Source organism: Sphingorhabdus arenilitoris (assembly GCF_042651485.1).
Lineage (GTDB): Bacteria > Pseudomonadota > Alphaproteobacteria > Sphingomonadales > Sphingomonadaceae > Sphingorhabdus_B > Sphingorhabdus_B arenilitoris.
This window is the reverse complement of record NZ_JBHSDH010000006.1, coordinates 33,046-54,959: the sequence shown is the minus strand read 5'-3', so window position 1 is coordinate 54,959 and position 21,914 is coordinate 33,046. Positions and strand designations below refer to the sequence as shown.

The following is a 21,914-nucleotide window of genomic DNA, read 5'->3' as shown; positions in this document are numbered from 1 at the left end:
TTTAGTTCCTCAAAATTGCAGCTTCAATCCCGGCCGTTTCCAGCGTGTTTTGGCCAATTGCCCGGTGCCAGACAGGCATATATATGCGTCCATCATGTCATCGCCGCCAAAGGCGATATTGGTGGTGAAAATATCTGGCGTTGCGACAAATTCTACAAGCTCGCCATCGGGCGCGATCACGCTGATGCCGCATTCTCCGATTGTTGCGACGCAGATATTGCCGCATTCTTCGACTGCCAAACTATCGAAAAATTTATAGCCTGCGGGCCGGTATACCGGGATGCCGGGTCCGCCTGGCCCCGCGTCAGGGGCAACCTTTCCAGGTGCAGTGACATTGAATTTCATCAACCGGCATGTATAGGTTTCGGCGGCATATAGCGTCTTTCCATCTGGTGACAGCCCGCAGCCATTGGGATTGTTCGAAGGAAAAATCACCTCTTCCAAATGGCTACCGTCGGTCTTGCCATAAAATATGCCGACAATGTCATGTGCGCGGTTTGCATAATCGACCTTGCCATGGTCGGTGAACCAGAAGCCGCCCTGTTCATCAAATACAATATCATTTGGCCCGCGCAGGATGCAGCCATGGTCGCCGCTTTTGTATAGTATCTCGACAGCGCCAGTTTCGATATCGATACGTTCAATCCGTCCGCCCGAATAATCATCGGCAATGCCATGCGGCGTCAAAAAGCCGCCCTCGTCATTCCAGTTAAAGCCCCCATTGTTGCAACAATAAAGCTTGTCATCTGGCCCAATCGCCAGGCCATTGGGCCCGCCGCCAGTGATTGCCACGACCGATTGACTGCCGCCGGGCGACACCCGCGTAATCCGGCCTGCAGCGATTTCAGTAAGGATGACGCTGCCATCGGCCATAACCACGGGTCCTTCGGGAAAACGCAGTCCGCTTGCAACAATTTCCATATTCTTCTCCTCAGTCTGTCACTAAGGGCTGACATAATATCGGCGGTAAGGGAAGCCATTCATTTTCGGTTCAGCAATATAACGGGCAGGCTATTTGGTCTAACCACGCGGCAAAACCAAATTTAACGCCCGGAAATAGAAATTCTATTTTGCGCCCCTCGCCAAGATGGTTACACCCGTGGGCAAGCAAAAGGAGCAAAGAATATGAGCGGGCAAAACGCAGAACATAAACCGGAAACAATGGCGATCCATGCAGGAACGCAGGTCGACCCTGCAACCAATGCACGGATAACCCCAATCTATCAGACCGCATCTTATGTATTTGATGATGCTGCCCACGCCGCCGATCTGTTCAATCTCGACGCCTTTGGCAACATCTACACGCGATTGATGAACCCGACCAACGGCGCATTGGAGGGCAAGATTGCGGCGATGGATGGCGGCGTTGCGGCATTGGCTACAGCATCGGGCCATGCGGCACAATTCCTCGCCTTTCATACCATCATGGAACCGGGGTGCCATATTGTCGCAGCGAAAAAGCTATATGGCGGCTCGCTCAACCAAATTGGTCATAGCTTCAAAAAAATGGCTTGGGACTCAACCTTTGTCGATGCCAATGATTTGGAGGCACTGGCCGCTGCAATTACGCCGCAAACCCGCGCTGTCTTTATCGAAAGCCTCGCCAATCCAGGCGGCGTGGTGCAGGATATTGCAGGCATCGCCGATGTCGCACATGAGGCCGGTATCCCGTTGATCGTTGACAATACGATGGCGACCCCGGCGCTGTGCCGTCCGATCGAACATGGCGCGGACATTGTCGTTTATTCCGCCACCAAATTTTTGGGCGGACATGGCAATTCCATCGGCGGTCTGATTGTTGATGCGGGCAATTTCGATTGGGCCGCGAGTGATAAATTTCCGGCGCTCAGCACCCCGAACGCATCGTATCATGGCAAGGTTTTCACTGAAGCCTTTGGCAATCTCGCCTTCATTCTGGCCTGCCGCACGCTGGGTATGCGTGACCTTGGCCCCGCGATGGCGCCGTTTAATGCGTTTCAGATATTGACCGGCATGGAAACATTGATGCTGCGGATGGACCGGCATTGCGAAAATGCCCTGAAAGTCGCGCAATGGCTGGAAGCGCATCCAGCGGTATCATGGGTTTCCTATGCCGGGTTGAGCGATAATCCGTATCATAACCTTGCAAAAAAGTATCTTGGCGGCCGCGCAGGCAGCGTGTTCACATTCGGCCTGAAAGGTGGATATGACGCTGGCGTAAAATTGGTTAGCGCCGTCAATATGTTCAGCCACTTGGCCAATATCGGCGACACACGCTCGCTCATCATCCATCCCAGCTCAACAACACACCGTCAATTGGATGAGAGCGAAGCGGCTGCCGCAGGTGCGGGCCCCGATGTCGTGCGCCTGTCCATCGGGATAGAGCATATTGACGATATTATCGCCGACTTGGATCAGGCATTGGCCAGCCTGAGCTAAGACGTCCAAATTCGCGGCATATGTTGCTTTCAAATCACCCAGCAAGGGTTTAGATAGCCATATCGAAACCATATTTTCCAACTGACTTGAGAGCAACTATGACCGCTTATCCGACTGACCTGAAATTCTATATCGCCGGATCATGGCGGTCCGGCGAAGGCCGCGATCATCATCAGGTAATCAACCCTGCGACCGGCGCTGTTTTGGCCGAATTACCGCTGGCCACACCCGATGATCTGGACGAAGCATTGGCAGCGGTGGAGCGCGGCTTCAAAAGCTGGAGCGCGGTGGACGTCAATGCCCGCGCAGCAATATTGCATAAGGTCGCGGATTTGATCCGCGAACGCACCGACACAATCGCCGCCTATTTGACCATGGAACAGGGCAAACCGATTGCCGAATCCAAAGGCGAAGTTGCCAGCTGCGCTGGGGTATTTGACTATTTCGCCGAAGAGGCGAAACGCGCCTATGGCCGCGTGCTTGTCCGCCCCACTGGACAGCGCAGCCTGGTGCTGAAACAACCCATCGGCCCTGTTGCAGCCTTCAGTCCGTGGAATTTTCCCGTCAGCTTGATGAGCAAGAAAATGGCCGCCGCGCTGGCCGCTGGATGCTCGATCATTTCCAAACCGCCAGAAGAAACACCTGCTTGCACCATCGCGTTGATGCAATGCGTCGTTGATGCCGGCGTACCGGCCGATGCGGCGCAGCTGGTTTACGGCGTGCCCGATATGGTCAGCCGCCATTTAATCGCCTCACCCATTATCCGCAAAGTCAGCTTCACGGGCAGCGTGCCTGTCGGCAAGCATCTCCTGAAATTGTGTGCAGATGGTGTTAAGCGGACGACAATGGAACTGGGCGGTCATGCACCGGTGTTGGTATTTGATGATTGCGATCTGGAAAAAACACTCGACATGGCGGCTTTTACCAAATTCCGCAACGCGGGACAGATTTGCATCAGCCCAACGCGTTTCTACGTGCAAGATGGCATTTATGAGGCCTTTGCCAAAGGGCTTGCAGAGCGCACGGCCAAGGTAAAGGTCGGGGACGGACTGGATATTGATAGCGGCATGGGCCCGCTTGCCAATGAACGCCGCCCGGGCGCGGTTTCGGCCTTAGTTGAGGACGCAAGGGCCAAAGGCGCCAAAATCCTGACCGGCGGAGAGCGTCAGGGCAATGTCGGCAATTTCTACCGCCCCACAGTGATCAGCGACGTGCCGATGGACGCTGATATTATGAATAACGAACCTTTTGGTCCGGTTGCCCTGATCCGCCCGTTTAGCAGGATGGATGAGGCATTGGAGCAAGCGAACCGCCTGCCCTTTGGCCTTGCGGGCTATGCCTTCACCCAAAATCTGCGCACCGCCAATTTGGTGGCCGACGCGATGGAAGTCGGCATGGTCGGCATGAACAGCTTTGCCATTTCCTCTCCCGACGCCCCGTTCGGCGGCGTAAAAGAATCGGGCTTTGGCAGCGAAGGCGGCCCCGAAGGCCTCGACAGCTATCTCGTGACAAAGGCAGTCCATATGTATTAAAGCACCCCCGTGGGTCAAAAACTTATGGAGCACATATGGCAAAGTTTATTGCACTCGCTGCGGCATTCGCCGTTGTAATTTTCGCGCATCCTGCCGCCGCAAAAGCGGCATGTCCGGCGAATAATCATCAACAGCTATATGATATGAATGAGCGTTTGATCGTTCCTGAAAATAGGGACCTCGATGAAGCCGTGACGTTTATCAAAGCGCGCATGGCGGCCTGCCCGGATGATTATGAAGGGTTGGGATATATGGCGATACAAATGGGCAACGTTATCCGGCTACGCCAAGATCCGACCAAAATCCACGGCGATATTGACCTCGGTTTTACGCTCGTCGCAAAAGGGAGCGCCGTCTATAAACCAAACACCCCAGCCTTCTCGGTTACTGCGAAAAACGGACAACCCGCGAGCTTTTTCACCATTGGTCATGTTTCATCAACCATTACCGATGTGTATATACCCATGATGGCGCAATCTGCACGGGCTGACAATGTGCACCCGTCAATGGCGGGCCTCGTCAAAATCGATTGCCCCTATCCCATGAACTATACGTCACGGGCCCAAGATGAAGCCAAATTATGGTTACGAGCAAATAAGGAATTTGGACGTCTTTGGCTCAACCGGCAATGGACGATTAACCGGCTATCCAATCTCGCTGCGGCGTGTGGTCCTTTGAAACCTGTCTTTTTGCTTGGCGTCGCAGAAATCGAAAACGAGCTGGTTAAAGATATTGAACTCTCTATCGACACAGCCAACCGGTCCGCCGGTTTTTTTACTACTTTGGCCGACCGGAATAAAATCGAGCAGCTGGAGGCGCAGCGCAAGAAACAGGCCGCAGTGGCAGCCAAAGCGTATGAAGCGTTTTTTGCGACAAAGTTTTTTGAAAATGAGGAACTGAAATATTTGTCTAAGGGTCTTACCATCCGTACTGATGTGAGCGACTATCCATCTTACCGGCTGGAAAAGCTTCGTGAAATCGCGGGCTTACCGGCAAAATGATCGTAGACCATAAATGCGGATATCCGAAACAATCCGGACCGCGTCATTGAAACGGCAGCTTTATCTGACCGCTGGCTTGGTTTCGGTCGCGCTGGGCACTATCGGCATATTTTTGCCGCTGCTGCCCACCGTGCCCTTCATGATCCTCGCCGCTTTCTGCTTTGCGAAAAGCAGCCCGGCATTGGAAAAGCGTTTAATAGAGGACCGCCGTTTCGGGCCGCATATCCTTGCCTGGCGCGAAAAGGGTGCGATTAGCCGTAAGGGTAAGCTAGCCGCAACCGCCGCCTTCGCGGTCAGTATTGCGTTGGGATTGTGGATGATGGCAATGCCTTGGGCGCTCATCCCGATCGGCGTCGCGGTCATCTGCCTCAGCTGGCTTTGGAGTAGGCCGGAGCGTTAGGTTAATTCTGCGCTCCGGACAACCGCAATCCCCGCCTCGCGCTGCGCCTTCAATTCCTGTTTCAACTTCGCTGGGTCGCGGGCGAATACGAAACCGAAACTAACGCCGCCTTCCTTACCAATTGTCGCATGATGTAGCTTATGCGCTTGCACCAAGCGCTTGGCATAGCCGCTTTTGGGAACATAACGAAAATAGCGTTGGTGAACGAGGCCGTCGTGGATTAGCGTGTAGATAATACCGTAGCATAATATGCCCAAACCAATCCAAGTAGCGGGCGCCCATGCCGCGCTGCCCATGATCATCGGCGAACCTGCTGCGAACATCGAAATACTCATCGCCGCACCGACAATGCCGTAAAGATCATTTTTTTCCAATAGATTGTCATGCGGTTCATGATGGTCGCGGTGCCAAGCCCAGCCAAAGCCGTGCATGATATATTTGTGGCTGGCCCATGCGACCATTTCCATCGCAATGACAGTGACGATAACGATGGCGAGAATAGCGAAAATGGACATATCAATGCTATAGGCGTGATATTCGATATTTTGAAGCGCAGATTGCTTGCATATTGGCGCATCGCAGTTAAATCAGCCGCATGGAAAACGCAAAAACGCTTTATGAAAAAATCTGGGACGCCCATGTCGTGGAACAGCGCGAAGACGGCACCGCGATCATCTATATCGACCGGCATTTGGTCCATGAGGTTACCAGTCCGCAGGCTTTTGAAGGGCTTCGCGCGGCGGGGCGTAAAGTTAGGCGACCGGATTTGACGCTCGCTGTGCCTGACCATAACCTGCCCACCACCGCGCGGCGCGATGCGGATGGTGCACGGATCCCCATTGCCGACCCTGAAAGCGCGCAGCAGCTGGCCGCGCTTGAGAAAAATGCACCGGAATTTGGCATTCGCTATATCGGCGATGCCGACGCCGAACAGGGCATTGTCCATGTGGTTGGCCCGGAACAGGGATTCTCGCTTCCGGGCACCACGATCGTCTGCGGCGACAGCCACACGGCCTGTCACGGCGGGCTCGGCGCGCTGGCTTTTGGCATTGGAACCAGCGAAGTTGAACATGTTCTCGCAACCCAGACTTTGCAGCTCAAACGCTCCAAATCGATGGAAGTGCGCGTCGACGGAACGCTGGGCCCGGGTGTTTCCGCCAAAGATGTCGTGCTGCATATTACCGGCGTGCTTGGCGCGGCGGGCGGCACTGGCTATGTCATCGAATATACCGGAGAGGTCATCCGCAACCTAAGCATCGAAGGCCGCCTGACGATCAGCAACATGGCCATCGAACATGGTGCCCGCGCCGGGCTTTGTGCGCCGGACGACAAAACCATCGCCTATTTAAAAGGACGCCCCATGGCTCCCAAAGGCGATGATTGGAATGCAGCCGTCGCCTATTGGCAAACTTTGCGCAGCGACGCAGGCGCCAAATTTGACAAAACCGTCATTATCAACGCCGCCGATATTGCACCCGGCGTCACATGGGGAACCAGCCCTGAGGACGTCCTGCCCATTACCGGTGTCGTTCCTGATCCCGCCAGCTTTGCCGATCCATCAAAACGCGACGCTGCGCAGAAATCGCTCGACTATATGGGCCTGACGCCGGGCACCGCGATGCGGGAAATAGAGGTTCAGAATATCTTCATCGGTAGCTGCACCAACAGCCGGATCGAAGACCTACGCGCTGCCGCCGCCGTCCTGAAAGGTCGCAAAAAAGCGGGCAATATCAAATGGGCCATCGTTGTTCCGGGCAGCGGCCTCGTGAAACGGCAAGCCGAAGCCGAAGGACTCGACCGCATCTTTATCGACGCAGGCCTGGAATGGCGCGAACCGGGTTGCAGCGCGTGCCTTGGTATGAACCCCGACAAGGTACCCGCTGGCGAACGCTGCGCATCGACCAGCAACCGTAACTTTACTGGCCGCCAAGGTCCAGGCGCGCGCACCCATCTGGTAAGCCCCGCAATGGCCGCAGCCGCAGCGGTGACAGGGCGGCTAACCGATGTTAGGGAGATGACATGACCGACAAAAAAGAAAAATTGGAAAAACTGATTAAAGACCGGGACGGCAATTGGACCACGGGCGCTAAGGTCGGCGCAGCGGTTGGTTCGGCCGCTTTGATGGCGGCTTTGCTATATGCTGGCAGGCGCAGCTTGACCAAGAAGCAGGGCAAGCTTGAGCCCGGATCACCAGAGCCCAAGGAAAAGCCTTCGACCGCGAAACAGCCCAAGGGCGATACGGATTGATACCATGAAAGCAGTCACACAGATTAACGGTAAAGCCATTCCCTTCGGCGCGAAAAATATCGATACCGATATCATCATCCCCGCCAAATGGCTCAAAACCATCAGCCGAGCAGGGCTTGGCAAAGGGGCGTTTGAAAGCATCCGGGCGCAGGCAGGCAATATCTTCGACGATCCGCGTTACGCGGGCGCGCCGATATTGATTGCGGGCGATAATTTCGGTTGCGGCTCCAGCCGGGAACATGCCGCGTGGGCCATCGCCGATTTGGGCATAGAGGCGATTATCGCGCCCAGCTATTCCGATATATTTTCCGGCAACGCTTTCAAAAATGGCCTGCTCGCGATCGAATTGCCGCAAGCGGCGATTGACCGGTTGATGGACGTGGCGCAGCAGGCATCGGACGACGCGGCCCCCATTCAAATCGATTTGGAAAATCAAACGGTGACCACGGTGTTTCAGGACCGTTTCCACTTTGAAATCGACCCGTTCCGCAAGGAATGCCTGCTAGCCGGGCGCGATGAGATCGCCCTCACGCTCGAAAGCGAGGCGGCGATTACTGCGCATGAGGCAAAGCTGACGGCGCAGCAGCCCTGGATAGTTCCGGCCTAAGCGCTGACCTTATCCTTTGCGCCGCACAGGCACCGGAATATTGCAAATATCCGCGCCGCCCGCAGGCTTAATGAAAAACGGATCGCGGCGGTTCGCCCGCGCATCGGCATAGCGCGCAAAAGTCTCGCTTTCGGTGGATAGATATTCGAAGCCGGGCAAATCCGCGATATCGCCGCCCATGCGAACCGATAGGATCGGCGTGCGCTCCTCGGGCGTTTCATAGAAACCCAGCGGGCCGGTGCCGCGCGGGAGGCTGCTCATATGCTCCATGCCCTCAATGATCCGGCCGACCAGCGCAATATTCCGGTCGAGATGGCGGGGCGCATGGCCGATGACGGCATACAGCTCCGCGCCGCTGCCTGTGTCCGGCGAAAAATTCCGGCCTACGCCGACCATACCGTAACAGTGGACGGGCCATTCGCTCATAAAATCATTCGCCATTGGAAGCCCTGCCACAAATTTTGTCCAATTCGCATAGGAGTCGCCACTGCCATCAAGCGGTGGTGCGTCAAGCTTACTCAATTCCTCTGGAGTATAATGCTCGTAAACATAATCGCCTTCCCCCATCACCTCCAGACCCTCTGGCAGTGGCTTGGCTAGGCCTGTGGCGGCCGGATTGTCGTAATTGGGATCGCCCCATTGCGTCACATAATTATCCTGAACGCGGTTGATGCTGATATTGTCATACCATTTGGCCGCCGCAAGCTTGCGGATATTGCGCACCCAGCCCTGATTGAATGGCTCCGGCATCAATTGTATTACCACGCGGCGCGCCTTGCCTTTTGCATCGGGCGCCAAATCCATCACCAGCAAGTCCGATGGTGCGATCGTGGTCCACTCCGCTGCCTTTGCCTGCGCCACGATTTCATTCGGCGAAGGCGGGCCTTCCGGTTCGTCCTGCGCAGCGGCGGGAATGGCGAAGGCGGCGGCGCATAGCGCGGATAACAGATTTTTTTTTCATATAAGCGCTTATTGCAAAAGATGCGCACTTGCGAAAGCGCAATTCCATAGCTAGGGGAAGCGCTTGCCGAAAGGCATATTGCGGACACGTGGCCGAGTGGTCGAAGGCGCACGCCTGGAAAGTGTGTATAGGGGTGACTCTATCGTGGGTTCGAATCCCACCGTGTCCGCCATTTTTCTGTGAGTTTGTTGAATTAGTGATAACTCAACGGATTTGTTTCCAAAAAAAGAACCCATAATAATATCGGGTAGGCATTCTAACTTCAAAGAGGGATTTAATTCCTGCGCCTCAAGCAGACGCCCATAAAGAAAAATTATACCCGAAGCTCAATAAGGATATTTACCGACCGGACTGATCAGTATTAAACCAGTTCAAGTCTTACCTCTTCTGTTGGGACCGATGTCAATAAACTAACAGCAATGATTGCAATCATGGCTGCACAAAAACCCGGAATAATTTCATACAGCGCGTCGCTCCATCCCAGAATTAGCCATCCAATGACAACAACCGCGCCGGTAATCATACCGGTCAATGCCCCCATTAAGGTCATGCGTTTCCACGTGAGGGCAAGCAAGATGACAGGGCCGAAGGCGGCACCAAAACCAGCCCAAGCGTTGCTAACCAGGCTCAACACGCTGCTATTCGGATTTTGCGCTAGAAGCATAGCCACTGCGGCAACCGCAACTACGGACAGCCGCCCGATCGTCACAATTTCCTTTTCGCTCGCACCGCGCCTTATAAACAGCCGGTAAAAATCCTCTGTCAGCGAACTACCCGTTACGAGCAGTTGTGCTGATATCGTGCTCATCACTGCGGCCAGAATTGCTGCAAGCAAAAGTCCGTTGAAAAATGGATTAAACAATAATCCGGCAAGCTTTATAAAAATAGTCTCTGGGTCATCGACCACTATCCCATTCGTTTCCATATAAGCTCTGCCGATCATACCAACCGCGATTGCTCCAAGCAATGTCACTGCCATCCACGCCATACATATGTTACGAGCTGTGGGGATATCTTTGACCGAACGTATCGCCATAAACCGCACGATTATATGCGGTTGTCCAAAATAACCTAGGCCCCACGCAGCCGTTGAAATTATCCCCACCGCCGTTGTTCCAGCAAACAGACTGTTCATATCGGGGCTGATGGTATTGAGAATGGCCGTCACGCTCTGCCCTTCAGGCAGCTCTACAAACGTCAACAACGGAACGGCCGCCAAGGCAATGGCCATGATTGTTCCCTGTACGAAATCAGTCAGGCTCACCGCTAGGAAGCCGCCTAACACGACGTAGGCAACAACAACCAAAGCAGTAACCCATAGCCCGGTTTCATAAGCAGCGCCGAAGGCCGACTGAAATAACTTTCCGCCTGCGACGAGTCCAGACGCGCTGTAAAGAGCGAAAAACACAACGATAATGAGGCTAGCGGTTAACCTCAAAATATGCCGGTTATCTTGAAATCGATTACCAAGATATTCGGGAATAGTAAGCGCATTACCCATTCGTTCGGTTTGCTCGCGCAGCCGCGGCGCTACGATCAGCCAGTTGGCCAATGCGCCAATGAATAACCCGATTGCAATCCATGCCTCGGCAAGGCCGGATAAATACAATGCGCCTGGAAGGCCCATTAAGAGCCATCCTGACATGTCAGAAGCACCGGCCGCCAGTGCGGTCACGGCAGGCCCCATTTTGCGCCCTGCCAACAAATATTCGCCGCTATTGCCCGTGGATTTTCGCCATGCATAGACACCAATAGCTAGCATCAGCACAAAATAGAGCCCAAGCGAAATATAGGTGCCCGATGCCATTATGGTTCCCCCTTCAAAATTATGATTTGCTTGGATTGGTAAAGTGATTTTTTGTTAAAAAAGTCGACTGCCATTTGGCACGTTTTTATCTGGCGCAAAGAGCACGACTGCGCCGTTTTCATCGGAAAAACCCAAAGTCAGTACTTCCGACATAAACGGCCCGATCTGCCGCGGCGGGAAGTTTACAACTGCGGCGATTTGCCGCCCAACCAAATCGGCGCAGTCATAATGCTCCGTTATCTGCGCACTCGATTTCTTGCGGCCGATCACTTCACCAAAATCTATCACGAGACGATAGGCAGGATGCCGTGCTTCTTCAAAGGTCTGCGCTGAGACGATTGTACCGACCCGGATATCCACCTTAAGAAATTCGTCAAAGCTTATCTGCGCCGCCGCCGGCTCGTCGCTGCGATGATTTTTATGCATATTGAAATTCTTTTCAAATGGCTTTGATCGTTTCTCTGGAACTAGATATCTGTTGCATGACCATATTGGCAGCAGAGAAAATATATGTGACGCGGCGGTTTTAACACTGCCGCGTCACATAGTCTTAGTTCTTAGAAGTTGGTTGAAAGACGGACATAATAGCTTCCGCCATTGAAACCAGCCGGGTGATTAAGCGGATAAATCGCGCCCAAAAACCCTGGCGTACGGCCCGTATTTCCATCCAGAGACCATTCCTGAGGAAAAGTATCGAAAAGGTTTTTGGCACCAACCGAAATTTTGAAATGATCTTCAAATTTAAAGCCAATCTCGGCATCAACAATTAGAAGTGATGGCGTCGTGATTGGAAGGGTGGTGTCATTAAACAGGTTTTCAAAAACTTTGGTATAATGATTCAACCGGATTAACCCGTTAAACATTCCCACATTATGCGAAATGGTAAATGTGGTCCGCAATGTTGGCAGCGAGTCTTCAATTTCACGCCGACGGTTTTCGTCAATTGTGGTTCCGACGTTGCTGACTTTGGTATCATTGTAACTTGCTGCTAATGTTACGCTTGTGTCGCCGGCACTCGTGGAAAACGGGTAGCTTGCGACCAAATCAATACCCTGCGTCGTTGTGTCAAAATCATTTACGAAAAAGTTTACTTCGCTGATAGTCGCGGCTTCCGGGTTACCAGCGGCAATTAACAAAGTGCGGTCAGCTTCAGATATTGCTGCCGTCGTCAGGGCGATACGGTCTTTCACTCGAATGTTGAAATAATCCGCTGTCAAAGTCAGACCACCCAAATCAGCCGTTGCGCCCAAACTAAAGTTACGCGCTTTTTCCGGCGACAACTGACCGCCGTCGAAAAACACGGCTATGGGATCGGTGCTGGCGATAACGAGCGATTCCACTAACTGACCATTTTGGAACGAGGTAGCCGCACGTTGCAAATTGGACTGGCCCAATGTTGGAGCGCGGAATCCTGTGCTCGCCGACCCGCGAAGTGCGAAGCTATCAGAGAGTTTGAAAAGGGCGGACAGCTTGCCGTTAAATGTATCTCCAAAATCAGAGAAGTTTTCGTAACGGACCGCACCGGATAGTAAAAGCTGGTCGGTTACATCGACTTCGGTATCGAGATACAGGCCGATGCTATTCCGGCGGAACACGCCTGCGACTCTGTCGCTGAACCCTTGGAAACCATTGGAGCCGACAGAGAATCCTTGGTCAACGAATGGTCCGACGCGGAAAGAGTCAAGTTCACCTTGGGCAATCTCAAAACTTTCGTCATGATATTGGACACCAAATGCGATGTTCAAATCCGAAGCCAGGCCAACATTCACTGGATAAGTAAAATCAGCATTTGCGATGATTTCTTTTTGAATTTGGGCGCCTAGGTTGAAATTCGTAGGAGAATCCGGTCCAAGCGAAGCGTTGACGGTATTGTTGATTTCATACCCAAGCTCGTTGCGTCCAAAACCGGCGCTGAAGTCATATGTAAATCCGCTCTCAAATTTCCCGCGGAAACCGGCGGTACCCGAATAATCGTTCACTGTGCCGCCAAAACGCGGTGTAAATCCACCTGGAAAACGCGAGAAGAATGAGAAGCAATTGTCAGGAGCGCCGTTAACGAACGCTTCTGCCGCAGCGAAGCTGGAATTTGGCAGCGGTCCAACGGGACAGCCTCCGGCGCCAGTCGTATCGGCGAATAGAGCGTTTGCGCCGCTGGCAAAAACACCCTGACGGCTGGTCGGGTTACGATAGAAAAAGCTCCCATCCACTTTCCGCGTGGAATAATTCCCAAACATATAGATTTCGGAGTCACCAACCGGGATCGCAGAGTTGACGGTCAGCTTATAATCGTCTTTGACCTCTGGTTGTCCCCAAACGACGACCGGATTGGCAACAGGAAAGCCCGCAGCGGCCAAGCCAGCTGCGCCGCCGGTTGATCCTTCGCCGTCCTGAACACCGCGGCTGGTTGCCTGTTGATCTTTGACTTCAAATGCAACTGTTACAAAACCGTTATCACCAATATGCCCGCCGATGGCTCCTGCAAGTTCGATTGTTTTGCCGTCGCCCGCATATCCATTGGTGTATTGAATGCTCAATTGGCGAATATTTGGATCGTCGAGCAGCTGATAGTTGATGACACCTGCAATGGCATCCGAACCATATTGCGCGGCGGCCCCGTCGCGGAGAACGTCAACCTGTTTCAAGGAAGCCCCGAATAAAGGCGTGATGTCTACACCCTGTGCGCCGCGATTGACCCCAGATACAAATTCACCAACAACAGCGCCGCGATGACGGCGTTTGCCATTTACTAACACCAATGTGTGATCCGCTGGCAATGCGCGTAAATTGACAGGGCGAACCAGCGTGGCTGCGTCACTGATCGGTTCGCGGCTAGCGGTTAGCGACGGCACGATAGCCGAAAGGGAATCGATAATATCCGTGCTGCCTTGCGAACGAATATCTTCGGCTTTCAAAACATCGACTGGAACTGGCGAATCTGTTGCCGAACGTGCTGCGCGGCGCGATCCGATCACGGTAATGATCTGTGAATCAGCGGCATCTTCTGCCTGCGGTGTTGTTTCTGAACTCTGCGCAAATACCGCAGTCGGCGTTAGCCCCACCACTGAAATGGTAGATGTGACCAGCAATAATTTCTTTAATTTCATAATAATCTCCCATTGAAATCTTCTACTTATTGGTATGTGTATTGAAACCGAAATTTAACTTGAAAGCAGCGACGCGTTACCTCCAGCTGCTGTTGTATTTATTGTAAGGGTTCGTTCGTGAAAAAATCGTTCGGGTTCGTCGAACAAAGAAAGCAGCGGTAAAATTATGCCATCGCGGATAGCAAGGCTATTGGCTAAATTCTCACGCATTGTTCCTTCAGCAATCATGCCGTTGATTGGGGCAGAAACATAATGATCAATCAAAGCTTGGTCAGTAACCTGAACCAGGTATTTGGGCAGCATTGCAAAGCTGTTTGCCGTCATCAATCGCGCCTTTAACCGGTCTACGTGATCCGTAAACAAAATCACACTGCTGCCAGCTGCAATTGCACAAAGCATTTGCATTAGAATTATTTCGTCAGGGACCTCCTTTTCAATGTCATCACTGCACCCACATGCTGCCAATACGCCGCGCGGCACAAGGGAAAGGCTGTTGTCTTCACCCGTCGGTCCGGCCAATATCTGCGGCAGATAAAGAGGAAAAAATTGCGCCAATAAAGCGGCATTTTCGTTGGTTAGAATATCCAACTCACGGGCAATATCTAATATCAAATCCTGACAGTCGGTTAGTTGCCAGACACGCGATGCAGCAGCAGCATTGGCAATATTTTTTTCAATCGCTGCCTTTTGGGACGAATTAATGGACAATGCGTCGGCGTTACTATGTTTGTTATTATCATTATCGCTCGGTACCCATTCGGCGCCACCACATGCTGGCGCGGCATCTTGATGCTGTGACAGGCGCAGCAAATAATGGGGGCCGCCCGCCTTTGGTCCGGTTCCGGAAAGGCCTTCACCGCCAAACGGCTGGATACCCACCATCGCACCAATTTGATTGCGGTTTATATACAGATTACCCACGTGCGCATTTGCCGCAATATCCGTAACGCGTCTGTCAATGCGCGAATGCAGCCCCATGGTTAAGCCATAACCCAATTGATTAACGGAATTTATCGTCGCTTCAAAATCGTGGCCTTTGAAGCGCACAACATGCAGCACAGGACCAAAAATTTCGCGATTAAGCTTCGCGATATCATCAATGGCAAAAGCGATGGGAGGAACGAAATAGCCATCTGATTTTTCGGGCCCCGGCGTTTGGCCGATTACACGGCATTCGGCCCGCATGGCATCGATATATGCCATAATATTGCTCTGCGCTGGTCCATCAATAATAGGGCCAATATCGGTGCTCAATGCTATCGGATCGCCGAGGCGCAGTTCTGCCATAGCGCCCGCTAGCATGGTTTCAAACAGGTCGCCTATATCATCTTGCACACAAACAACCCGGCAGGCCGAACAGCGTTGACCTGCGCTTTGAAAAGCCGAGGCGACAACATCGCGCACGGCTTGTTCCAGCAGAGCGGTTGAATCGACGATCATGGCATTGATACCGCCCGTCTCGGCAATAAACGGTGTATCTGCGCGGCCAGCCACAACGCGCGACTGGGCAATTCGTTTTGCCGTGGGGGTCGAGCCAGTAAAGCACACGGCATCAATGTCGCTGCTTTGAGTTAATGCCGCCCCGACATCACCGCCGCCGATAACAATTTGCAGAGCGTCGTCAGGCACTCCGGCGGCCTGCAGAACCCGCACCGCTTCCATTGCGATAAGCGGCGTTTGCTCCGCGGGCTTTGCGACCACTTTATTGCCGCAAGCCAGCGCCGCCGTGACCTGCCCCAAGAATATAGCGAGCGGAAAATTCCAAGGTGATATACAGGCGGCAACGCCCAATGGCTTACGCGAAACCTGTCTTTCAGTGACCGCCTGAAGCGCATAATAGCGGCAGAAATCAACCGCCTCTCTAACTTCACCAACTGCATCGGGTAATGTTTTGCCGGCTTCATGAACACACAACGCCATAAATTTGTGCATATCCTGTTCCAGCAGATCGGCTGCCTTCATAAGGATATCGCTGCGCTGTTGCGGCGTTGTGGCCTCTGACCAATTGGACGCTTTGGCCTTTGCAATGGCGGCACTCACGTCGTCTACCCAAGACTCCCTCACCTGACCAACGATCATATCTGTGTCGGCAGGGTTGCGTATCAATTGCGCCTTTTCGCCATCGTCATTCGCGCTTGACGTACCCGCTAGGGGCAGGTTCACGCGGGCCGCCATCATAGCGGTCTCGACTTCAGCCGCAACTGCTTTTTGGGTCAGGTCCAAACCACGCGCCGCTTGCCTGCCGCCGCCGAAAAGGTCGGTGGGACTGCCAATAGCTTTATGGGCTGAAAAACCGTCTATCTCTGCCTGAATTAACGGATCGCGGACAATATCCTCAATGGTGATATCCGGATTCATCAGCTGGTTTACAAACGAGCTATTCGCTCCATTTTCCAATAACCGCCGAACCAGATACGGCAAAAGATCCTTATGGCTCCCAACCGGCGCGTATACTCGGCTGGAAATTCCGGTATCGGCCGCGATAATCCTATGCAAATCTTGCCCCATGCCGTGCAGTCGCTGCAGTTCAAACTGGTCAATATGCACATTATGCTTAGCTGCCATCGCGATTATAGATGACGCGCTTAATGCATTATGGGTGGCGAATTGCGAGTAAATAACATCGCTGTTCTGCAGAAGTAACTCAGCGCACGCCAGATAACTGATGTCGGTGTGATCTTTGCGGGTAAAGACCGGGTAGCTGATGAGACCCAGTTCTTGGGCCCGTTTGATTTCCATGTCCCAATAGGCGCCCTTAACCAGCCGCACGGCGATTCGGCGATCGCAAGCCCGCACCCGCTCGGCCAACCAATCAATCACCCCGCTCGCGCGTCTTTGATAGGCTTGCACGACAATACCCAGCCCATCCCAACCGGCAAGGTCTGGATGTTCCAAAAGCGCGCCAAAAATATCGAGCGACAATTCTAACCGGTCCGCTTCTTCGGCATCAATCGTCAATCCGATACCGCCTTTTTTGGCAATAGCGGCCAAAACAAGTAATTTGTCGACCAATGCAGGAACGCATCGGTCCCGCTGGGCCAGCGCATAGCGGGGATGAAGTGCGGATAGCTTTACGGATAAACCGGGGGCGCTGGTGACCGATGGATATGGAGTGGTTGAACGCGCCAAAAATTGGACAGCTTTTTTATAGGCACCAAAATAACGCTCAGCGTCTTCTTGGGTACAGGCTGCTTCGCCGAGCATATCGTAGGAATATAAAGCAGGAGCCGAAGTTTTGCCTGCGCGCTTTGCGGCGTTTTCAATTGATGTGCCGAGCACAAAATGCCCAGCCATTATTTCCATGCCGCGCACGACTGCGCTGTGCAAAACACGGTCGCCTAATCGTGCCGCTAAGTTCGAAGCCTGCGCGCCGCCGGACGCTTCCACCCAACTTGACGAAAGCCGCAGGCCCATCGTTGCTCCGTTAATTAGGGCTTTAGCGCTTGATCCGCTATGATCTGCCCATGAACCAGCGCCCAATTTATCGCGCAGAAGAGCCTGTGCGGTTGGAAAGTCTGGCGTCCGGATGAGCGCTTCGGAAAGCCGCATCAGGATAACGCCTTCGACCGTGGACAACCCATATTCCTGCAAAAAGGCGTCGATGACCGATATGCTATTTGTCTGCTCACGAACACGGCCAACCCATTTTGCGGCCCGCGCGGAAACATCGTTATATTCCGTCTCGGCCTGTATGCTATCGCGCACGGAGCTCGCCAGCGTTTGTGCCAATGTAGACTCATCTATCAGGTATAATTGCTCCAACGATATTGGAGCAGTTGTCGAGGGCAGGATAGACACTGATTCTAGTTGTGCGTTCATTACAGTTATATTAAACTGGTTCATGAGCCGTTGGGACTTTGTTTTGGGCCAGTTGAGGCCTATAAATTCATAAATGGCCATTTGGTAGGATAATGGGCTATGTATACGGTGATTATATGGTAGATGTGAATGAGATTGACGCAACAGACCGCCGTATCTTGCGAACCATCCAAAAAGACGGCCGAATTTCAATCGTCCGCTTGGCGGCGGAGGTTAATTTAAGTAAGACGCCGTGCCTGAAACGCCTGCGTAGATTAGAAAAATTGGGATATATTAAGGGGTATCGTGCCGAGCTGGACTCAAGGAAACTTGCGCAGGGCTATCTTGTGTATGTTCAAGTTTCATTAAACAATACAAGCTTGGATTCATTAGAGAAATTTAATCATGAAGTCCGAAAGGTTGAGCAGGTACTCAGTTGCCACATGATGTCGGGTGGTTATGACTATCTATTGAAAATCCGGACCAGCGATATGGATGAATTTAGGACCCTATTAGGCGATGTAATTTCCAGTCTGCCGGGTATTGATAAAACATCCAGCTATCCAGTCATGGAAGACGTGAAGGACACAATGACCATTCGGATCAAGTTGTGATGAGCATTTTATGATATGCTTCAACACATTGGCAATTCTTGCAACCGCTTGCTCTGAGGTCCGCAAGTGAACCGCTTTTAAGAGTATGCCGCTCTTTGAGAGATACGACGGGGGTTTTATTTTCAAAAGGTTTTACGCAATATGTTGCGTAATCTCGCTCCATGAATGCCCAAGAGCAATTCAGTTACCATCTATGATCGAATGATGTGTGCTATGTTGGCACGCGTATCTGTTCTCCAATTTTGCGCTGTGCGATACTATCAGCACTGCTGCAGCCTGAAGCCGCCACCACCGTTTGGCCCGGGCGTTATGAGTAGCCGCCATATCGGTTACGCCAAAACAGCAATGCTTAGCTTCTGATGGAAGTCCAATGGCACATTGTCATGGCTTAAAATTTTTGAGCCTTACAAATACTGGTTTACCCGATATCCTCCAACTCTCTAAAATCATGTCAAAGTAAATATCATCATACTACATGCGAAGCGGCAGAAATATCCGATAGTTCCAGCAGTCTCCATTTGCTGGCTGTATCGCGGTAAGCGTCCGCTTTGAAACGTAAACTTATCGGCATTGGGCAGTCGGCCAACCAACAAGCATTCCTTTCGTTGACTTGCGGAATAAATACATCTCGGCGCAGATGCATGAATTCATGGGAGTTCGGTAAACTCGAATGTTAATTGCCAATTGAGTCGGCCAATAAATTTATGAAATAGCTCTCCTGATCGCACCAGCCGAATTTGCCGATGCCGTGACCCATTTGCCTATCAGGCACCCGATAGACCAAAATAGCTGGAACCGTCTCACGATTTGCTTATGCCCTATCAACCTCCCATGGATTCAGGCCAGGATGGGTCGGCTTGTGCCGATACATCCGGCGTGGTGTCGATACAGGCTTGCACGTTTGCCGCATAATCAGGCTCGACAGTCAGCGAATAGATGCGCACCTCACTTTTGGCGCGCTCCTGAACCGCTTGGTAATCCTTGAAATTCATTTTGCGTTCGAACGCAAGGATCGCATTCTTTTTCGCCCAGCTGGTATAGACAGCTTCTTCAGGCTTGGGCAGATTGCCGCTATGGCCGGTCATTGCCATATGCTGAAAATAGGCGGTATTTGTGAGCGCCCAACATTTCAGGGAACCGTCAAATTCGGCATCGCCGGTCGACGCGGGCGATGCTGCGGCGGTTTGGGTATCGCCGCTGCTTTTATCGGTAGCTTCATTGCTGCATGCGCAAACAGTGACCAAGGTTGCGACTAAGATTAAGCTTGGGATGGTTTTAACTGGCATGATTGGGCTCCTGATTGCACCGCAGCGCGAAGGTCAATTGCTGGCTGCGGAATAGGTGAATTTATAGGCATAGTCGCCAAGGGCATTCATCATGTAACCGGATAAAGGCGCTTTGTTTTTCCCGCCGGACACTCCGCCGCGAAGGATCACGATGGTCGGGTCTTCGGCCTGCGCAGATAAGGGGATGGCAAAGACAAGGTCTTTGCCCAGTATCCGGCCTTGAACCGTTCCGCTGGCGCCAACAGATTCGCACGGCTCGCCATTGGGATCCTCACAAATGGCACGGCCCGCTGTCCAACTCACTTGCACCGATTCTGCGCCTTTATCCTGAATAACCTGAATTCTCAGCAAATCGGCTCCGCCTTTGGTGCGGATACGCGGATCTTCGCGCGACAGCTCAAAATTACGCTGCCATTCGCCCGCTGGTATAAGGCTGCCGCGATCCTCGCCCATACCCTTTGATTCCTGCGCTGCTGCAAATACAGGAGTGATGAAGGCCAGCGCTGCTAAGCCTAAGCGCCAAACGCGCATCACTGAGCTTCTTGGGGAGCAGCATCGGTAGCAGCATCGGCATCGGGCTGCGGATTGCGTTTGCGGCCATGGGTCAAGGCCACCATCGTTTCGCCATCTTCAGCAGGGGAAATAACCACCAGCAGCGACGTGCCGGCTTGCGCGTTCTCACCGGCCAAGGTGTAGCTCTCCTCGGCTTCCGCTTCCATTTTGGCGGCCAGACCGTTTTTGGCAAATTGCGCCTTGTAAAATTCGATGACCTTGGCCCGGTCTGCTTTGACCAAATAGCTTGTCATGCCCGACAACTGTTCCTCGCTGTTCATCTTGATATTGCTGGCGACCTTGCCGCCCGGATAGACGGCGACAAATTCGGGAAGGTCGGCAGCAGAGACACCGGAGCCAACGCCTGCCGCCGTACCGGCCACTTGCCGCACAACATCTGCCTGGGTGGTGACGGCTTCCTCTTCTGAGGACGATTTGCCGCCGCAGCCTGCGGTGACCGAAATCAAAACTGCGCCAATAAGGATGGATGGTATTCGCATGATAAGCCCCTTTATGTAGATGTTGGAAATGACGTTTAATATCTGACCGGATAATGCATGTTATGCGGCCCTCGGCAATGTGTCACGCATCGCCGCCGCTGCCCAAGCCGCATGCGCATGCCCGAAAAGAGCATCCTGCAAAGCCGCCATATCTTCTGTATTGGCCGCGATTCCGGAGGTAATGAGCTCAACCTGCGCAGCAATCTGCGTAAAGCCCTGACCCAATCGGGGCCGAGTTTGAACCAGACAGTCGCCGATCGGCAAATAGGGCGGTATTTGCGCAAGATCACGCAAATCAAGCGACAATAGGGTCGCTGCACAGGCGTTGAAAGCAGCAGCACGCTCACTCTGTCCGGTTGCGGCGAATACACGGTCAGCCCATCCGCCGCCCGCAACACGAAAGGCTGCCATTACGTCTAGCGGGCATGGAGATGGGAAGCCGGCAGAATGGCTTAGCGTAATCTGCGCAGCACCTTCGCCGTCGCAAGCAACATATATATCGCATGGCATCCCCGCAATTTCGGCTTTCGCAGCCCAGCTGGCCGGTCTTGTCAAGCCGCGCGTAGAAACCGAGAAACTGCGATAATGATCGCGCGCGCCAATTTCATCGACCGACCATGCAAAGCCATGTGCTTCAGCAATCTGCCCCGCAACGCTTCGTCCAGCGCCGCTGGCATCGATCAAATGCGTATAGGCCCCGTCACTTTCACCGGCATGCCAAAGGCCCGATTTGGCAGACACGGCTTTCCGGCCATTAATGCTATACCGCTTCACCCCGGCTGCGTCGGCACGGACGCGCAACGAAGCGAGCAATTTTGCGATGTCCACAACGGGTTGCGGCGGCAAGGTCTCGGTCCTGCCGCCCATTGCGAAAAGCAAAGGCCCAATTTCCCAACCGTCCAGCGCGCTTCCTGCCATCGCCTCCATTGCGGCCAATGTGGCGGCGGGAATGCGATGAACGTGGCGGTGATGCGCTGTCCGTGCTGCGGGCGGTGCGAATAAAGTAACCTCGTGACCCGCGCGCGAAAGCGCAGTCGCCGCCAAGAGTCCCGCTGGGCCGTCACCAATGACAGCGACCCTGCCCATG

19 protein-coding genes and 1 tRNA gene are annotated in these 21,914 nt (G+C 53.1%); 9 read left to right on the top strand and 11 right to left on the bottom strand.

The window, feature by feature from the left end:
* Positions 1–9 precede the first annotated feature (9 nt).
* Positions 10–921: an SMP-30/gluconolactonase/LRE family protein gene (locus ACFOWX_RS01110; protein ID WP_381420611.1), complete on the bottom strand. Its 912-nt coding sequence runs from the start codon at positions 919–921 to the stop codon at positions 10–12.
* Between the two features lie 204 nt (positions 922–1,125).
* On the opposite strand from ACFOWX_RS01110, the gene ACFOWX_RS01105 reads away from it, so the two are divergent.
* The 4 genes from ACFOWX_RS01105 to ACFOWX_RS01090 all read left to right on the top strand — a co-directional run bounded on the left by ACFOWX_RS01105 (position 1,126) and on the right by ACFOWX_RS01090 (position 5,351).
* On the top strand, positions 1,126–2,418 hold the full coding sequence (locus ACFOWX_RS01105; RefSeq protein ID WP_381420610.1) for an O-acetylhomoserine aminocarboxypropyltransferase: 1,293 nt from the start codon (positions 1,126–1,128) through the stop codon (positions 2,416–2,418).
* Positions 2,419–2,516: 98 nt separating this feature from the next.
* Positions 2,517–3,950 (top strand): NAD-dependent succinate-semialdehyde dehydrogenase, encoded by a 1,434-nt coding sequence (locus ACFOWX_RS01100; RefSeq protein WP_381420609.1) that lies wholly within the window; start codon positions 2,517–2,519, stop codon positions 3,948–3,950.
* A 35-nt stretch (positions 3,951–3,985) separates the two neighbouring features.
* Positions 3,986–4,951, top strand: coding sequence for a hypothetical protein (locus ACFOWX_RS01095; protein WP_381420608.1), 966 nt, complete (start codon positions 3,986–3,988; stop codon positions 4,949–4,951).
* Between the two features lie 46 nt (positions 4,952–4,997).
* A complete protein-coding gene (locus tag ACFOWX_RS01090; protein WP_381420652.1) occupies positions 4,998–5,351 on the top strand; it encodes a YbaN family protein in 354 nt (117 codons plus the stop codon).
* Here the strand turns inward: ACFOWX_RS01090 and ACFOWX_RS01085 are convergent.
* Positions 5,348–5,866 carry a sterol desaturase family protein gene (locus ACFOWX_RS01085; protein WP_381420607.1) on the bottom strand — a complete coding sequence of 173 codons (519 nt, stop codon included), beginning with the start codon at positions 5,864–5,866 and terminating at the stop codon, positions 5,348–5,350. The two genes, ACFOWX_RS01090 and ACFOWX_RS01085, sit on opposite strands and share 4 nt — an antisense overlap.
* 80 nt (positions 5,867–5,946) lie before the next feature.
* On the opposite strand from ACFOWX_RS01085, the gene leuC reads away from it, so the two are divergent.
* Genes leuC through leuD form a run of 3 tightly spaced genes read left to right on the top strand, consistent with a single transcriptional unit; the run spans position 5,947 to position 8,205 of the window.
* Entirely contained in the window at positions 5,947–7,374 is a 1,428-nt protein-coding gene (gene leuC, locus ACFOWX_RS01080) for a 3-isopropylmalate dehydratase large subunit (RefSeq protein WP_381420606.1), read from the top strand.
* Positions 7,371–7,598 carry a hypothetical protein gene (locus tag ACFOWX_RS01075; protein ID WP_381420605.1) on the top strand — a complete coding sequence of 76 codons (228 nt, stop codon included), beginning with the start codon at positions 7,371–7,373 and terminating at the stop codon, positions 7,596–7,598. The genes leuC and ACFOWX_RS01075 overlap by 4 nt, the downstream gene beginning before the upstream one ends.
* A gap of 4 nt (positions 7,599–7,602) precedes the next feature.
* The gene (leuD, locus tag ACFOWX_RS01070; protein WP_381420604.1) at positions 7,603–8,205 is read left to right on the top strand and encodes a 3-isopropylmalate dehydratase small subunit; all 603 of its coding nucleotides are present in this window, start codon (positions 7,603–7,605) and stop codon (positions 8,203–8,205) included.
* Positions 8,206–8,214: 9 nt separating this feature from the next.
* Here leuD and ACFOWX_RS01065 read toward each other — a convergent pair whose 3' ends face one another.
* Positions 8,215–9,153, bottom strand: coding sequence for a peptidylprolyl isomerase (locus ACFOWX_RS01065; protein ID WP_381420651.1), 939 nt, complete (start codon positions 9,151–9,153; stop codon positions 8,215–8,217).
* 95 nt (positions 9,154–9,248) lie between these two features.
* Here ACFOWX_RS01065 and ACFOWX_RS01060 point away from each other — a divergent pair.
* A tRNA-Ser gene (locus ACFOWX_RS01060) sits at positions 9,249–9,338 on the top strand.
* Between the two features lie 189 nt (positions 9,339–9,527).
* On the opposite strand, the gene putP is transcribed toward ACFOWX_RS01060, so the two are convergent.
* The 4 genes from putP to putA all read right to left on the bottom strand — a co-directional run bounded on the left by putP (position 9,528) and on the right by putA (position 17,896).
* Positions 9,528–10,973, bottom strand: coding sequence for a sodium/proline symporter PutP (putP, locus tag ACFOWX_RS01055; RefSeq protein WP_381420603.1), 1,446 nt, complete (start codon positions 10,971–10,973; stop codon positions 9,528–9,530).
* A 54-nt stretch (positions 10,974–11,027) separates the two neighbouring features.
* Complete coding sequence (locus ACFOWX_RS01050) at positions 11,028–11,399, bottom strand: tRNA-binding protein (RefSeq protein WP_381420602.1); 372 nt, start codon at positions 11,397–11,399, stop codon at positions 11,028–11,030.
* A 131-nt stretch (positions 11,400–11,530) separates the two neighbouring features.
* On the bottom strand, positions 11,531–14,077 hold the full coding sequence (locus ACFOWX_RS01045) for a TonB-dependent receptor plug domain-containing protein (protein WP_381420601.1): 2,547 nt from the start codon (positions 14,075–14,077) through the stop codon (positions 11,531–11,533).
* 54 nt (positions 14,078–14,131) lie between these two features.
* Complete coding sequence (gene putA, locus ACFOWX_RS01040) at positions 14,132–17,896, bottom strand: bifunctional proline dehydrogenase/L-glutamate gamma-semialdehyde dehydrogenase PutA (RefSeq protein ID WP_381420600.1); 3,765 nt, start codon at positions 17,894–17,896, stop codon at positions 14,132–14,134.
* Positions 17,897–17,988: 92 nt separating this feature from the next.
* Here putA and ACFOWX_RS01035 point away from each other — a divergent pair, with 92 nt between their 5' ends.
* The gene (locus tag ACFOWX_RS01035; RefSeq protein WP_381420599.1) at positions 17,989–18,489 is read left to right on the top strand and encodes an Lrp/AsnC ligand binding domain-containing protein; all 501 of its coding nucleotides are present in this window, start codon (positions 17,989–17,991) and stop codon (positions 18,487–18,489) included.
* 821 nt (positions 18,490–19,310) lie between these two features.
* Here the strand turns inward: ACFOWX_RS01035 and ACFOWX_RS01030 are convergent.
* The 4 genes from ACFOWX_RS01030 to ACFOWX_RS01015 are packed head-to-tail and all read right to left on the bottom strand — an operon-like array spanning position 19,311 to position 21,913.
* Entirely contained in the window at positions 19,311–19,775 is a 465-nt protein-coding gene (locus tag ACFOWX_RS01030) for a hypothetical protein (protein WP_381420598.1), read from the bottom strand.
* 33 nt (positions 19,776–19,808) lie between these two features.
* Positions 19,809–20,306 carry a hypothetical protein gene (locus tag ACFOWX_RS01025; RefSeq protein ID WP_381420597.1) on the bottom strand — a complete coding sequence of 166 codons (498 nt, stop codon included), beginning with the start codon at positions 20,304–20,306 and terminating at the stop codon, positions 19,809–19,811.
* Positions 20,306–20,827 (bottom strand): hypothetical protein, encoded by a 522-nt coding sequence (locus tag ACFOWX_RS01020; RefSeq protein WP_381420596.1) that lies wholly within the window; start codon positions 20,825–20,827, stop codon positions 20,306–20,308. Before ACFOWX_RS01020 ends, ACFOWX_RS01025 begins: the two co-directional genes overlap by 1 nt.
* A 60-nt stretch (positions 20,828–20,887) precedes the next feature.
* On the bottom strand, positions 20,888–21,913 hold the full coding sequence (locus tag ACFOWX_RS01015; RefSeq protein ID WP_381420595.1) for an FAD-dependent oxidoreductase: 1,026 nt from the start codon (positions 21,911–21,913) through the stop codon (positions 20,888–20,890).
* Position 21,914: the final 1 nt, after the last annotated feature.